13 protein-coding genes and 1 pseudogene are annotated in these 14,796 nt (G+C 40.5%); 11 read left to right on the top strand and 3 right to left on the bottom strand.

All coding sequences use genetic code 11. From position 1 onward, the window contains the following. The 4 genes from AC6F75_RS07285 to AC6F75_RS07270 form a co-directional block, all read left to right on the top strand. On the top strand, window positions 1–601 hold a 601-nt coding region (locus AC6F75_RS07285; protein WP_500714314.1), incomplete at its 5' end, for a thioredoxin fold domain-containing protein. Between the two features lie 312 nt (window positions 602–913). Next, window positions 914–2,827, top strand: a complete 1,914-nt coding sequence (locus AC6F75_RS07280; RefSeq protein ID WP_500714313.1) for a S8 family serine peptidase — start codon at window positions 914–916, stop codon at window positions 2,825–2,827. Window positions 2,828–2,929: 102 nt separating this feature from the next. Continuing rightward, window positions 2,930–4,474, top strand: coding sequence for a YifB family Mg chelatase-like AAA ATPase (locus tag AC6F75_RS07275; protein ID WP_500714312.1), 1,545 nt, complete (start codon window positions 2,930–2,932; stop codon window positions 4,472–4,474). Window positions 4,475–4,554: 80 nt separating this feature from the next. Then, window positions 4,555–6,090 carry a GNAT family N-acetyltransferase gene (locus AC6F75_RS07270; RefSeq protein ID WP_500714310.1) on the top strand — a complete coding sequence of 512 codons (1,536 nt, stop codon included), beginning with the start codon at window positions 4,555–4,557 and terminating at the stop codon, window positions 6,088–6,090. 1 nt (window position 6,091) lies between these two features. Here the strand turns inward: AC6F75_RS07270 and AC6F75_RS07265 are convergent, their stop codons facing one another. Further along, entirely contained in the window at window positions 6,092–7,450 is a 1,359-nt protein-coding gene (locus AC6F75_RS07265) for an aldehyde dehydrogenase family protein (protein ID WP_500714316.1), read from the bottom strand. A gap of 80 nt (window positions 7,451–7,530) precedes the next feature. Here AC6F75_RS07265 and AC6F75_RS07260 point away from each other — a divergent pair, with 80 nt between their 5' ends. From AC6F75_RS07260 to AC6F75_RS07230, 7 genes are all read left to right on the top strand, one after another. Next, on the top strand, window positions 7,531–8,652 hold the full coding sequence (locus AC6F75_RS07260; protein ID WP_500714309.1) for a DUF2891 family protein: 1,122 nt from the start codon (window positions 7,531–7,533) through the stop codon (window positions 8,650–8,652). Further along, window positions 8,633–9,862: an Nramp family divalent metal transporter gene (locus AC6F75_RS07255; RefSeq protein ID WP_500714315.1), complete on the top strand. Its 1,230-nt coding sequence runs from the start codon at window positions 8,633–8,635 to the stop codon at window positions 9,860–9,862. Before AC6F75_RS07260 ends, AC6F75_RS07255 begins: the two co-directional genes overlap by 20 nt. Window position 9,863: 1 nt before the next feature. Continuing rightward, window positions 9,864–10,598, top strand: a complete 735-nt coding sequence (locus AC6F75_RS07250; protein WP_500714308.1) for a LamB/YcsF family protein — start codon at window positions 9,864–9,866, stop codon at window positions 10,596–10,598. Next, window positions 10,595–11,320 carry a 5-oxoprolinase subunit PxpB gene (pxpB, locus tag AC6F75_RS07245; protein WP_500714307.1) on the top strand — a complete coding sequence of 242 codons (726 nt, stop codon included), beginning with the start codon at window positions 10,595–10,597 and terminating at the stop codon, window positions 11,318–11,320. Before AC6F75_RS07250 ends, pxpB begins: the two co-directional genes overlap by 4 nt. Continuing rightward, a complete protein-coding gene (locus AC6F75_RS07240) occupies window positions 11,313–12,155 on the top strand; it encodes a 5-oxoprolinase subunit C family protein (RefSeq protein WP_500714305.1) in 843 nt (280 codons plus the stop codon). The genes pxpB and AC6F75_RS07240 overlap by 8 nt, the downstream gene beginning before the upstream one ends. A gap of 79 nt (window positions 12,156–12,234) precedes the next feature. Continuing rightward, window positions 12,235–12,600, top strand: coding sequence for a S24 family peptidase (locus tag AC6F75_RS07235; protein WP_500714303.1), 366 nt, complete (start codon window positions 12,235–12,237; stop codon window positions 12,598–12,600). Then, a complete protein-coding gene (locus AC6F75_RS07230) occupies window positions 12,597–13,886 on the top strand; it encodes a Y-family DNA polymerase (RefSeq protein WP_500714302.1) in 1,290 nt (429 codons plus the stop codon). The genes AC6F75_RS07235 and AC6F75_RS07230 overlap by 4 nt, the downstream gene beginning before the upstream one ends. On the opposite strand, the gene AC6F75_RS07225 is transcribed toward AC6F75_RS07230, so the two are convergent. Both AC6F75_RS07225 and AC6F75_RS07220 read right to left on the bottom strand, forming a co-directional pair. After that, window positions 13,864–14,556, bottom strand: coding sequence for a pseudouridine synthase (locus AC6F75_RS07225; RefSeq protein WP_500714299.1), 693 nt, complete (start codon window positions 14,554–14,556; stop codon window positions 13,864–13,866). The genes AC6F75_RS07230 and AC6F75_RS07225 overlap by 23 nt on opposite strands. Window positions 14,557–14,684: 128 nt before the next feature. Further along, window positions 14,685–14,796: pseudogene (locus AC6F75_RS07220) on the bottom strand (3-methyl-2-oxobutanoate hydroxymethyltransferase); the annotation flags it as partial.

Here is a 14,796-nt window from a genome sequence, read left to right as displayed (position 1 = left end):
AAAAATTACACTTACAAGAGGTGTTTTATCAGTAGCAATGTTAAGTCTGGTAATTTATATGGCGATGGGCTTCAAAGTAAGCGACCAATCAAACGGATTTATAACCCCCAATCTTTTAAGCGGTTTGGCACCACCTGCCGGACACAGTTATATTTTCCCCGGGAAATGCCCGTTAAATTTAAATTGTATTAAAGATTTTGAGGAGGGAGTTGCTTATGCAAAATTGGTGAACAAGCCAATATTGTTAGACTTCACCGGTCATGGTTGTGTCAACTGCAGGAGAATGGAAGACCAGGTGTGGAGTGACCCTGAAATTTACAATATTATAAACAACGACTATGTTTTGATTTCACTGTATGTGGATGAACGCACACCGCTTGATGTAGCTTACACTTCAGCTTTAAGCGAAAGGCAAATGAGAAATATTGGAAACAAATGGGCTGATTTTCAGGCGATTCATTTTAACAGAAACTCACAACCCTATTATGTGCTTGTAACTCCTGACGGAAAAGTACTCAATCAACCCGTGGGTTATTTGCCTGAAAAAAGGGCATTCGGTGAATTTTTAAAATGTGGAAAAGAGCGTTTTTTACAACAATAAAAAAAGCGTAACAGAAAACTCTGTTACGCTTTGCTAAGCTTAGTAAAATAGTTTTGTAGATATCTATGCCATAAAAAAACTAAATTATCATCCCCATAATAATTCAATTAAAAACAGGCATAGCCTTTTTTACTAATTCACAAGTCAAATGTATTAAATTTTAATTCGCTTTTCAATACGTATTTATACGTATGTTTTGTAAAATATATTATAACTAAAGAATAAAGCTTGATTAATTTCTTTAAAAACTTCCACAACAATTTAATTTTATTAATTTAGCAAAAAAATTGTTATTCACTTAATCTACAAATAATGAATTTATTAAAGCATTCCCTTCTGTTGTTGTTCATGGTTGTTTTTGCGTTTCAAACAAATGCACAAACCCCGCAACAACGCGAACAAATCAAATCAAATTACGACTTAGATAAACTGGCTGAACATCAAGCTAAAGTTCAGGAAGATTTTGAACAAAAACGAACAGAAGCATTAAAAATGGCAGCCATCAATGGCTGGCCGGAATCTTATGAATTTGAGAATGGGGGCGTTGGTTTTCTAATCGATGTTTTAGACGGTCAACCTATTTATCTTGAAACCCTGAACAGAACTGCAGGAATAACAATTAGGGCAAACAGAGTTCACACCGGTGGTTCTGCCGGTCTTGACCTTAATGGCGAAAACATGTTAGTAGGTATATGGGATGGAAATAAAGTGCGTGAAACGCACCAACTTCTTGAAAATCGGGCAACGCAAATAGATGGTGCTACTACATTAGGTTCACACCACACTCATGTTGCCGGAACAGTTATCGGTTCAGCAGCATTTCAAAATGGAGATGCTAAAGGAATGGCTCCGGCAGCAGAAACCCTAAATCACGCTTTCAATGTAGGTAATGATACGGCAGAAGTTCTCAGCGCAATCAACACTTACGGCATGTTGGTTTCAAACCACTCTTATGGTGTGCCTGCTTATAACTCATCTACAGGAACTCCACTTCCGGCTTGGATGTTGGGAAAATATACATCTACATCAGGTACCTGGGATCAAATCCATTTTAATTATCCATATTATTTATCTGTTTGGGCAGCTGGTAATGATAGAAATGAACCACATGCCAATCAAGGTGATGGAGGCTTTGATTTATTAACCAACCAGAGTGTTTCAAAAAACACTTTGGTTGTTGCAGCTACTTGGCAAGTATTAAACTATGTTAATTCCAATAGTGTAAGTATGTCACCTTTCAGTAGCTGGGGACCTACAGATGACGGAAGAATCAAGCCGGATATTGCAGCAAAGGGCGTAAATACGTTCTCATCAACCAGTACTTCAAATGCCAGTTATGCTAACTTTTCAGGTACATCAATGGCAGCCCCCAGTGTAGCAGGAGGAGCAATTTTGCTACAGCAGCATTACAACGATTTAAATCAGGAATTTATGTTGGCTTCCACATTAAGAGGGCTGATTCTTCATACAGCAGACGAGGCTGGTCCCTCTCCCGGTCCGGATTATCGTTTTGGCTGGGGACTTATGAATACTGAAAGGGCTGCTCAGGTAATTTCTGATAACGGAATTACTTCTCATATAATGGAACTTACACTTGAACAAGGGCAAAGATATGAAATTACAGGAACGGCTATTCCAGGAGAAAGACTTGTAGCTTCCATCACTTGGACAGACAAGCAAGGAACTCCTGTTCCCGGTCAGGTAGAAGATGATGACACCCCAATGCTAATCAACGATTTGGATTTGAGAATCATTGATGATAATAATACTGTACATATGCCCTGGATACTGGATCATTTAACTTTTAATACTCCTGCCTCCAAAGGCGACAATTACAGGGATAATGTTGAAAAAGTGGAAATTGACAATCCAATTGGAGACCACACCATCAGGGTTACGCATAAAGGAACATTAAATGGAGGGGAACAAGTCGTTTCTGTTATCATTTCAGGCCTTGAAAATATTGATGTTACTTTAGGATCTCCTTCAAATAACATCGTTGAGGCAGCAATTTTCCCAAATCCGGCTAACAACGAATTGAACGTTCAGGCGATGACCACCATTTCAAATGTTGAAATCATGAATGTCCTTGGGCAGTCAATGGGAATCCAACAGGTAAATTCAAACAATGCCAAACTGGACATAAGTGGGTTAAAGCAAGGAACATACTTTATTAGAGTAACCATAGACAACGCATCTAAAGTTTATAAATTCATAAAAAGATAAACTCAACTTTTTTTATTAAATTTAAACCTCCCCATTGAAAAATGAGGAGGTTTTTTGTTTAAACCTCTTCGTTATAATGTTTCATTAAGAAAAACAACGATTATGCTTGCAAAAGTTTTTGGAAGTGCTTTTCTAGGTGTTGACGCAACATCCATCACAATTGAGGTCAATGTAGCTGGTAAAGGAGTAGGGTACCACTTGGTTGGTTTACCCGACAATGCTATTCGCGAAAGCAATCACAGGATTGCTGCAGCCCTTCAAAACAATGGCTATAAAATTCCGGGTTTTAAAATCATACTCAATATGGCTCCGGCTGATTTAAGAAAAGAAGGCTCAGCTTATGATTTACCCCTTGCACTTGGAATATTAATCGCCACCGAACAAATAAAACCCCAACACAATCCAGAAGATTACATTATTATGGGGGAGCTGTCACTTGACGGAAACTTACAACCTATCAGAGCTGCTTTACCCATTGCATTTAATGCTAAAAAGGAAGGTTTTAAAGGCTTTATACTGCCCAATCAAAATGCCAAGGAAGCCGCCATTGTTGAAGGGCTTGATGTTTATGGTGTTGATTCAATTTCTGAGGTTATCGATTTTTTTGATAAAGGCATCCCCCTCAATAAAACAGTAGTCGATATTAAAGCCGAATTTTATGAACATTTAAACCACCCTGAGTTTGACTTTTCTGACGTAAAAGGGCAGGAATCGATTAAGCGAAGTATGGAAATTGCAGCAGCAGGTGGCCATAACATCATTCTCATCGGCCCACCAGGTTCAGGGAAAACCATGCTGGCTAAAAGGCTGCCGTCTATTTTGCCTCCTATGACACTTGATGAAGCGCTTGAAACCACTAAAATTCACAGTGTTGCCGGGCGCACAAAAGAACAAACCGGAATTATGTCACAACGTCCATTTAGAAGTCCGCACCACACCATTAGTGATGTGGCCCTTGTGGGAGGAGGTGCCTACCCGCAACCCGGTGAGATTTCACTGTCGCACAATGGAGTCCTTTTTCTCGACGAATTGCCCGAGTTTAAACGTAGCGTACTCGAAGTGATGCGCCAGCCTTTGGAAGACAGGGAAGTCACCATTTCAAGGGCAAAATTTACAGTAACTTATCCCAGTAGTTTTATGCTGGTGGCAAGTATGAATCCTAGCCCGGGTGGTTATTTTAACGACCCCGATGCACCGGTGGTTTCATCACCTGCCGAAATGCAACGCTACCTGAGTAAAATTTCCGGTCCTTTGTTGGACAGAATTGACATTCATATTGAAGTCAACCCTGTTCCTTTTGAAAAATTAAGTGAAGAACGAAAAGGTGAAAGTAGTGTAGTAATCAGAAAACGGGTCACCAATGCCCGGGAAATTCAAACACAACGGTTTAAAGACCTTGAAAACATTCATTACAACGCCCAAATGGGAGTGAAACAAATCAGGGAGTTTTGCAAGCTTGATGAAGCTTCACTAGCTATTCTCAAAACAGCTATGGAACGCCTCAACCTCTCCGCTCGGGCTTATGACAGGATATTAAAAGTTTCACGCACCATAGCCGATCTTGAAGGTAGTGAATTGATCACCGGAACCCATATTTCTGAAGCCATTCAATACCGTAGTCTTGACCGTGAAGGCTGGTATGGGTAAGCGTTAAATTGGTATTAAATAATTTTAACACTCAGTTTTTAGTTTATATTTATAAAAAAACCATATCCCATCAAATGGAAATGCTTGATCAAGCCCCAAAAATAGAATTACGAAACCTTGTGGTTTCAGATTACATCGAATTAAAAAAATCGATGATTGATTCTTACCACCAAATGCCCGAAGAATACTGGACTGAAAAAGAAATTAAAAGTCTGCTTAAAAAATTCCCAGAAGGTCAGTTGTGCATAGAAATTGATGGAAGAATAGCCGGCTGTGCACTGAGCATAATTGTTGACTCCTCAAAATATGATGATGACCATTCATACGCTCAAATAACCGGAAATTTCACATTTAATACACATACAAACGATGGTGATGTATTGTATGGCATTGATGTTTTTATTCATCCTGAATTTAGAGGTTTAAGGTTGGGAAGAAGACTATACGAATCCCGAAAGGAACTTTGTGAACAGTTGAATTTGCGTTCCATTATTTTTGGTGGAAGAATTCCGAATTACAATTTATATGCAGATGAACTCACTCCAAAGCAATACATTGAAAAAGTAAAAAGAAAAGAAGTTGACGACCCGGTGTTGCTTTTTCAGCTTGCCAATGAATTTCACGTAAGAAAAGTGCTCAAAGGCTATCTCGACGGTGATAAAGAATCTATGGACTATGCTGTATTGATGGAGTGGAACAACATTTACTACACCAAATCTGACAAAGTTTTAACCCACGATAAAAGAGTGGTGAGGCTTGGTTTAGTGCAATGGCAAATGCGTCTGTTCAAAAACTTTGACGCCGTTGTCAATCAAATTGAATTTTTTGTGGATGCCATTTCAGATTACCAAAGCGATTTTGTTTTGTTTCCCGAATTTTTCAACGCACCGTTAATGGCCGATTTTAATCACCTCAAAGAATCTGAAGCCATTAGAAAACTTTCTGAATACACTGAGCCATTATTAGAAAAATTTAGAGAGTTTGCCATTTCATACAACATCAATATCATTACCGGAAGTATGCCATACAGTGATGGTGAGCATTTGTACAACATTGGTTACGTATGCCGGAGAGATGGCAGCTATGAGCAATATGAAAAACTGCACATCACTCCAGCAGAAGAATCGGCCTGGGGAATCAAAGGGGGTAACAAAATAAAAACCATTGATACCGACTGTGGGAAAATTGGTGTACTGATCTGTTATGATGTTGAGTTTCCCGAAATATCAAGACTTCTGGCAGATGAAGGAATGCAAATGCTCTTTGTTCCTTTTATGACAGATACACAAAACGGTTATGAACGTGTGAGAAACTGCGCCAAAGCCCGAGCCATTGAAAATGAGTGCTATGTCGCCATTGCCGGAAATGTCGGAAACCTTCCTCGTGTGAATAATATGGACATTCAGTATGCTCAAAGTGCTGTTTTTACTCCATCAGACTTTGCTTTTCCGGTGAATGGAATTAAAGCTGAAGCAACACCAAATACCGAAAGCACATTAATTGCCGATGTTGATTTGGACTTGCTCAAAGAACTTCACAACTTTGGAAGCGTAAGAATTTTAAAGGACAGAAGAAAAGACTTGTACTCTTTGGTGAAGAAAAAAGCGGCAAAATAATTTACATCAATTTTTTCAACCACTTGATTTTATCTTTATAAGGAGCATACCTCAAAGGCAGGTCAAGCCAGGTTGCCCTTTTGGTGATGGACTTTTTATGTGAAAAGGTGTCAAATGAAAATTTACCGTGGTAAGCACCCATTCCGCTGTTCCCCACGCCGCCAAAGGGCAGTTTGTTGTTTACAAAATGCACCAAAGTATCATTGATGGTTCCCCCTCCAAAAGAATATTTTTGGATTATTTTTTTTGAGAAGGCATTGTTTTCGCTAAAAATATAAATAGCTAAAGGGTTGGGAAACCGCTTTAAAACAACCTCAATATCACTTTCGGTTTGATAGACCAAAATAGGCAATACAGGTCCAAATATTTCATCCTGCATAATCTCACTACTCAACGACGGATTCAAGACCACCGTTGGTGAAATGTAGAGTTCATCCACATCACTTTCACCCCCAAAAATCACTTTCTCACTGTCAATCAAAGTGAGAAGTCTTTCAAAACGCTCACGGTTTATAATCCTTGCAAAATCTTTTGAGACCTTTGGTACTGCCCCATAAAACTTTTGGATTTCCAATTTTAAAGCCTGAATAAAAGCGTCTTTAATTTTTTCGTGTACCAAAACATAATCCGGAGCAATACATGTCTGCCCGGCATTAATAAATTTTCCAAAGGCAATGCGTCTGGCTGCCAGTTTTACTTTAGCGGTTTCATCGACTATGGTTGGGTTTTTTCCACCCAATTCAAGGGTAGAAGGGGTAAGGTGTTCAGCAATGGCCCTGGCAACAATTCTCCCCACTTGAACACTTCCCGTAAAAAACACATAATCCCATTTATGATAAAGCAATTCTTTGGCAACTTCTTTATCTCCGGTGATGATTTCAACATACTCTGACTTAAATACCTTCTTAATGATTTCTTCTAAAACAACATTAGTATTTGGAGTGTGTTCACTGGGTTTTAAAACCACAGTATTTCCTGCTGCTATAGCCCCGATAAGTGGTGACACAACCAACTGGAACGGATAATTCCAAGGTGAAATAATCAAAACAGAACCATAAGGTTGTGAATAAATATAGTCCCTCGAGGGAAAATTCAATAACGATGCCGGTACCCTTTCCGGTTTTGACCACTTTTTTAGGTTCTTGATGGCCGTTTTCAGTTCTTTGATTACAAGTGCTGTTTCGGTAGCGATACTTTCAAATCTGGGCTTTTTAAAATCAGCATAAAGAGCATCGCATATTTTATCTTCTTTCTTCTCTATTGCCTGAAGTAGTTTTTTCAACACCTGTTTTCTATAAACAAGTTCCTTTGTTTTTCCTGACTGGAAAAATTGTTGTTGTGATTTGAGTAATTCAGGAATTTGTTTCAAAAAAATCAGTTTTTTAGTTTTCTTTCTTTTGCTTAGCTTTAGCTAAAATAAGCAAATAAATAATCAAGTCCATGACAAATAAAATCACAGCCACATTTTTACTCTTTCTTGCTTTCGCTTGCGCGAAAAATGACAAAACACCGGATGAAAAAGATACAGTTGCAACTGAAGTAGCAGCCCCACAATTTGGCCTGAAAGAAGCATCAAACCTGCTCGAACTGCCTTTAAAATGCTACAATCAGGAATTTCCCTATAAGCACGGAACCGTTCTTGAAACCCGTGAGGATGTTAAAGCTCCCATTGAAAACTTTCCAGTCTTTTACGGTTGTTTTGACTGGCACAGCGCCGTTCATGGGTATTGGTCGATGATTACTTTGGTCAAAAATTTTCCGGAACTTGAAGAAGCAGCTCGCGTAAAAGAGATTTTAAAATCCACACTCACCAAAGAGAATATGGAAATTGAAACTGCTTTTTTCAGCCGTAGCGTCAATGCTTCTTTTGAACGCACTTATGGCTGGAACTGGTTTTTAAAACTCGCTGAAGAGCTCCACACCTGGAACGACCCCCTTGCAAGAGAACTGGAAGAAAACATCCAACCCTTAGCCGATTTATTCGTAGAGCGTTACAAAGAGTTTTTGCCAAAATTGATCTATCCCATCAGAGTAGGGGAACATACAAACACAGCTTTCGGACTCACCTTTGCTTATGATTATGCCGTTGCAACCGGCGAAAATGAATTGCGGGACCTGATTAAAAACCGGGCAATTGATTACTATTTGAATGATGAAAACTGCCCCATAGACTGGGAACCCAGTGGGTTTGATTTTCTTTCACCCTGCTTTGAAGAAATCAACATTATGAGAAGGGTATTGGATAAAAATGAGTTTTTAAACTGGCTTGACCAATTTATGCCACAACTCAAGGACAAAAATTACAGGCTGGAAGTTGGTAAAGTCAGTGACCGTGAAGACGGAAAGTTGGTGCATCTTGATGGGCTGAACTTCAGCAGGGCCTGGAGTTTGTATGCACTTGCCAATCAGTTTGAAGAGTATGCCCATTTAAAAAATGTGGCCAATGAGCATATGAACTTTTCGTTGCCCAATCTGGTAGATGACAGCTATGAAGGTGGGCACTGGCTGGGAAGTTTTGCCATTTATGCGCTCTTACAACACAATGATGAAGTTTCTCAATAAAATTGGCCCCGGGCCTCTGATTGCAGCCGCTTTTATCGGGCCGGGAACGGTAACCGTTTGTACACTGGCAGGGGTGGAGTTTGGCTTCACATTACTCTGGGCGATGGGGCTTTCCATTATTGCTACGCTCGTCTTACAGGAAATGACGGTCAGGTTGGGGCTTGTTCACGGCAAGGGGCTGGCCGAAACCGTAAAAAATCAAATCAAAATTCCGGCACTCAAAATTATTGGAATTGTTTTAATCCTAAGTGCCATTGTTATCGGAAACGGCGCTTATGAAGCCGGCAACATCAGTGGTGGTGTGCTTGGGCTGGAAACATTTTTTGACAAAACCACCTTTTCTTTCCTAAATCTGGAAGTAAATTATTTAAGTATCCTTATCGGAATCATCGCTTTCCTATTGCTTTACAGCGGAAAGTATAAACTTATCGAACGCGCTTTAATCAGTCTGGTGATTTTGATGAGTTTGTCATTCCTCATAACAGCCATACTCACAAGACCGGATGTCGCTCAACTACTGAAAAGTATTTTTATACCCAAAATTCCCGAAGAGGGGCTGTTGACTATCATTGCGCTGGTGGGAACCACCGTTGTGCCTTACAACCTCTTTTTGCACGCTGCCCTTGTCAGGGAAAAATGGAACTCAGTCAGTCAATTGAGAACTGCTCAAATCGATAGTTATGTGGCAATTATCTTGGGCGGGATTGTTTCTATGGGAATCATCGTTTGCGGAGCCGCCATTCAGGGGGCAAGTGTCAACAACGCAGCCGACCTCGCTTTGGGATTGCAACCGCTTTATGGCGAATTTGCCACTTATTTTCTTAGTATCGGACTGTTTGCTGCCGGAATCAGTTCGGCCATAACAGCACCTTTGGCAGCGGCTTATGTTTCCAAGGAATGTTTCAACTGGCAAGGCGGATTGAAATCCACAAAATTCAGAATGGTGTGGATGGCTATTCTCATTTTGGGTATTTTTATATCCTCTTTGGGGTTCAAGCCCATAGAAATCATCAAATTTGCACAAGTGGCCAATGGGATTTTACTGCCCGTGGTTGCCGGGTTTTTACTTTGGGTGATGAATAAAAAAGAATTGCTGGGCAACTATAAAAATTCAACAGTTCAAAACATTTTGGGAATTTTAATCGTGTTGACCACCTTGATTTTAAGCATCAGAAGCCTGGACCGGGTTTTTCAATGGAATATTTTTTAATATGAGCTATTCAATCAATATCAATGCCGACCTGGGAGAAGGTTTTCCTTTTGACGTCAAAATCATGCCTTTGATTTCTTCCTGCAGTATTGCCTGTGGCGGGCATTTTGGCGATGATGATTCGATGCGGAAAGCGATTCGTCTTGCTAATAGATATAATGTAAAAGTGGGCGCTCACCCGTCTTTCCCCGATACCGAAAACTTCGGAAGAAAAGCAATTGAAATAACTGAAATCGAATTGCAGCAAAGTCTGGTTCAACAGATAAAACATTTTTTCAGGATCTGTGGCGAGGAGCAAACAGAGGTCAATCACATCAAACTGCACGGGGCTTTGTACAATCTTGCAGCCATTGATGAAAAAACAGCCGGTTTGGTCATAGAATCCATACTCAAAGTGACTTCAAAAACAAAGGTTTACCTTCCGTGGAACTCTGTGTTTTACGCTAAAGCGAAAGGAATCCTACCGTTAAAATGCGAGGCTTTTATTGACCGAAGTTATGCTGAAAGTGGGTTATTAGTCTCCCGAAATTTACCTGGGGCCATACTGGATACTCCCGAAAAATGCCTCAACCAACTAATTGAAATAGTTGCCGAAAACAAGGTGACAACGATTAACGGAAATCAAATTCCATTGCAAGCCGAAACTTATTGCATCCACGGCGATCACGCAAATTCAGTTAAGATTTTAAACTTTCTACATCAGAATTTGGAAAAATATCAAATTGAACTTCAATGAATGTTTTCCCAAAAATAAAACCCTTTGGTCAACACGCCGTTTTGCTGGAATGGAATCAAGAAATTTCGCAAACCACACACCTTGAGGTGATGAATTTTCAAAAGTATATCGATAAAACATTTAAGGCCCAAATTGTTGAAACCGTACCTGCTTATTGCTCGTTGGCTGTTTACCTAAAAAAGGAAGCCAATAGGGATGCCTTTATTACCGCCATTAATTCAGGTATTACAAAGACGGAAAACGTTCAGAAAGAAAAGAGAACCATTCACATCCCGGTGTGTTATGAATTGAAGTTTGGTGTGGACTTACCCGTAATGTCACAACAACTCAAAATGCCTGTTGACGAAATCATCAAGCGCCACACTGCTAATACCTATCCGGTATATTTTCTGGGTTTTTTACCCGGATTCCCCTATCTCGGCGGACTTGACCCTGCACTTGCCGTTAAAAGAAAGCAAACCCCAAAAGCCTTGGTTAGTGTAGGTTCCGTGGGAATAGCAGGCAACCAAACCGGGATTTACACCATGGATTCGCCCGGAGGTTGGAATATCATTGGTAGAAGTCCGTTGATTTTTTTTGATGTGGCTAATAGCAAACCCAACCTGATTCAGGCCGGGGATTCAATCCGGTTTTTTTCCATTTCTAAAACTGAATTTGAGGAAATTGAAGCTTTGGATAAACAAGGAAACTATATACTCAAAACCGAAACAACCAATGTTTAAAGTACTTTCCACCGGATTTCAAACAACTTTTCAGGACTGGGGAAGATTTGGCTACAGAAATCTGGGCGTTCCGCTCAGTGGGGTTATGGATCAAAATCTGGCTGTGTTTGCAAATCAACTGGTGGGCAATCCACCGGGAGAAACAGTTATTGAGTTTACGCTTATTGGTCCGTCACTTGAAATTCTCAATGACGTTGAACTGGCTGTAGCCGGAAACGGATTTCCGCTTTTACTTAATGGAAAACCTGCTCCACTAAACCAAAAACTACAACTTCAGGCCGGAGACCTATTGAAAATAGGGGCAACACCCATTTCAGTGCGGGGCTACCTTGCAGTCAGCGACGGATTCAAAATTCCAAAAGTGCTGGGCAGTTCAAGTTTTTACCCAATGATTTCCCCGCAACTCAAAATTGAAAAAGGAAGCACAATTGAAATTAAAACAAACCCGAAAGGCAAAATTGGAAGCCCCGTCACTCCATTTGATTTTAAAAGTTATGAAATAACCGAAATAGAAGTTTTAAAAGGTCCTGAGTTTAATTTGCTTTCTATGGAAACGCAGAAAAAGCTTTTAAAAAGCGCATTCAAAATAAACCCACAAAGCAACCGTATGGCTTGTTTGTTAGACAGTCAAACCAATTTTTCAGTAGAAGAAATCATTACTTCACCTGTTCAGCCGGGAACTGTGCAGCTCACCCCTTCAGGAAAAATTATAGTTCTGATGCGTGATGCGCAAACCACCGGAGGCTATGCACGCATCTTTCAGCTTACTGAAATGGCTGCCAATATTTTGGTTCAAAAGCCGGCGGGAACCTCAATTTCGTTTTTACTGAAGTAAAAAATTTAACACAAACAACCATTGTTAATCTTTCCAATTGAGTTGTGCTTTGCAGAGAAGTTTTCTAATTTTAAAGACTATGCAAACACTCTCTTTCGGAAATCTTAAAAAGGCAAGGAGCCTTCACAGGCCGGGGGTTTCCGGGCAAACCGGGTTCCCCAGTGCGGCCACACATTATGCTGAACCCACCATCGATTTGCACAATGAGTTGGTTTTAAATCAGGATGCCACTTTTTTCATCAGAGTTGACGGAAACGGCTTTGAAGAATTTTCAATTGCTCATGACGATGTGCTGGTGGTTGACCGGTCGTTGTACCCCCGCAAAAATGATTTTATATTGGTCGTTATTGAGGGAGAATTTACAGTTTTACAACTCGGGGAAGACCACGTGGAGTCTTTTCAGTTGTGGGGTGTAATCACCTATATTATTCACAAAACCCGATGATAGCACTGGTTGACTGCAACAGTTTTTATGCTTCTTGCGAACAGGTGTTTCGGCCTGACTTGTGGGGAAAGCCCGTTGTGGTTCTGAGCAATAACGACGGCTGTATAATTGCAGCCAACAGGGAAGCCAAAACCCTTACGCAAATTCCCATGTTTGAGCCTGTATTTAAAATCAAAAAAGAACTTAAAAAACACGGGGTTACTTCCTTTTCGTCAAATTATACGCTCTACGGTGAAATGTCACAACGCGTTATGCGTATTTTAAAGCGTTTTTCGCCCTTGGTAGAAGTGTATAGCATCGATGAGTCTTTTGTTGATTTTTCCAATATGAAGAACATTGAGCACTTGACTTACGGACATTTTGTGAAAGACACGATTTTTAAGGAAACCGGACTTCCTGTGGGCGTGGGAATCGCACCCACAAAAGTGCTCGCAAAAGTGGCCAATCGCATTGCCAAAAAATTCCACAAGGAACTGCAAAATGTCTATGTCATCGACTCTGAAGAAAAGCGAATCAAAGCTTTGAAATGGACTAAAATAGGGGATGTATGGGGCATTGGCAGAAAACACGCCAGACGCCTTGAAGCCATTGACGTTTATACGGCGCTGGATTTTACAGAACTTTCACCCGCTTGGGTGCGAAAGCATATGACTGTTGTGGGATTGCGAATCTGGAACGAACTTCGCGGAAAACCCTGTCTTAGCATTCAAGAAATCCCGTCGGATAAAAAAGCCATTGGCACTGCAAAATCATTTGGAAAACCCATTGAGGACTACACATTGATAGAAGAGGCTTGTGCCTATTATATTTCTGAAGTTGCCGAAGTGTTGCGCCATCAAAAATCCTGTGCCAACTTTGTTCAGGTGTTTTTGCAAACCAACAGATTTAATGACAAGGATTTGCAATATTCAAACGGTTGTGTGGTGACCCTTCCGGTTGCAACCGATGATACTTTTGAACTTATAGGTGCTGCAAACAAGGGATTAAAAACCGTTTTTAAATCCGGTTATCGGTATAAAAAAGTGGGGGTGAACCTCTTGGGAATCATTCCTAAAGAATATGTACAGGGAAATTTATTTCACCAGCCAAAGAAGAATACCGAACAGTTGTTAAAGACTTTTGATAATTTGAATTTCCGATATGGAAAATCTACCTTGTTTTCGGCCCAATGCGGAACGAGGAAAAAGGAATGGGAACTGCGCTATCAGGAACGCAGCAACCGCTACACCACACGCTGGAATGAGTTATTGACTGTGAAAAGCCCTACAGACAGGCATTCCAAATAACTTCATCGGGCGGTGGTGCCACAAATGTTATTTCTTCTTTTTTTACAGGGTGTATCAGTACCAGTTTTCTGGCGTGAAGGTGAATACTGCCGTCAGGATTGCTGCGGTCAAAGCCGTATTTTAAGTCTCCTTTTATCGGGCAACCAATGCTGGCCAATTGACTTCTTATCTGGTGGTGGCGACCGGTATGTAGGTCGATTTCGAGTAAGTAGTAGTTGTTGAGTTTTTTCAAGACTTGATATTCTAGAATGGCTTTTTTGCTTTCCGGAACTTCTTTTTCATAAGCATAGGATTTGTTTTGCTTGGGGTTTCTTTTCAGGAAATGGGTGAGAATCTTCCGTTCTTGGGGTGGAGGGTTCTTCACCACGGCCCAATAGGTTTTTTGGGTTTCGCGTTCTTTAAACATTTTGTTGAGACGCTCCAGTGCTTTGGAGGTTTTTGCAAAAACAACAATACCGGTTGTAGGTCGGTCCAGACGGTGCACAACTCCGAGGTAAACAGCTCCGGGTTTGTTGTATTTTTCAGCGATGTATTGCTTGACGACTTCTCCCAGCGGCATATCACCGGTTTTATCACCCTGCACCAAATCACCTGCGCGTTTGTTGACCACAATCAAATGGTTGTCTTCAAAAAGAATTTGGAGGTTGTTTTTATTGGAAAGTGTTTTCAAGTTTTATTGGATTTCAGAAAAATCAGTGTTTATCTGTCTTATCAGCGTCATCAGCGTGCTATTTCAAAAGGTAGTGGACTAGATAGAACACGGATGACACGGATTCAGCGGATTTTCACTAATGCTTTTTAATACTGCTCCTCTTCATTGGGAAAATCACCGGATTTTACATCGGTACTGTATTGTTGAAAGGCTTTGGTCATTTCGGTAAATAAATCGAGGTAGCGTCTCAGGAAGCGG

The sequence above is a fragment of the Planktosalinus sp. genome (assembly GCF_059864935.1).
The sequence above is the reverse complement of the archived record's forward strand: the minus strand, read 5'-3'. Positions and strand labels throughout refer to the sequence as shown.

Excerpts from the sequence above, each read along its gene's own strand:
- AC6F75_RS07280 (WP_500714313.1), top strand. The coding sequence starts at position 914 with ATGAATTTATTAAAGCATTCCCTTCTGTTGTTGTTCATGGTTGTTTTT.
- AC6F75_RS07275 (WP_500714312.1), top strand. The coding sequence starts at position 2,930 with ATGCTTGCAAAAGTTTTTGGAAGTGCTTTTCTAGGTGTTGACGCAACA.
- AC6F75_RS07270 (WP_500714310.1), top strand. The coding sequence starts at position 4,555 with ATGCTTGATCAAGCCCCAAAAATAGAATTACGAAACCTTGTGGTTTCA.
- AC6F75_RS07260 (WP_500714309.1), top strand. The coding sequence starts at position 7,531 with ATGACAAATAAAATCACAGCCACATTTTTACTCTTTCTTGCTTTCGCT.
- AC6F75_RS07255 (WP_500714315.1), top strand. The coding sequence starts at position 8,633 with ATGATGAAGTTTCTCAATAAAATTGGCCCCGGGCCTCTGATTGCAGCC.
- AC6F75_RS07250 (WP_500714308.1), top strand. The coding sequence starts at position 9,864 with ATGAGCTATTCAATCAATATCAATGCCGACCTGGGAGAAGGTTTTCCT.
- pxpB (WP_500714307.1), top strand. The coding sequence starts at position 10,595 with ATGAATGTTTTCCCAAAAATAAAACCCTTTGGTCAACACGCCGTTTTG.
- AC6F75_RS07240 (WP_500714305.1), top strand. The coding sequence starts at position 11,313 with ATGTTTAAAGTACTTTCCACCGGATTTCAAACAACTTTTCAGGACTGG.
- AC6F75_RS07235 (WP_500714303.1), top strand. The coding sequence starts at position 12,235 with ATGCAAACACTCTCTTTCGGAAATCTTAAAAAGGCAAGGAGCCTTCAC.
- AC6F75_RS07230 (WP_500714302.1), top strand. The coding sequence starts at position 12,597 with ATGATAGCACTGGTTGACTGCAACAGTTTTTATGCTTCTTGCGAACAG.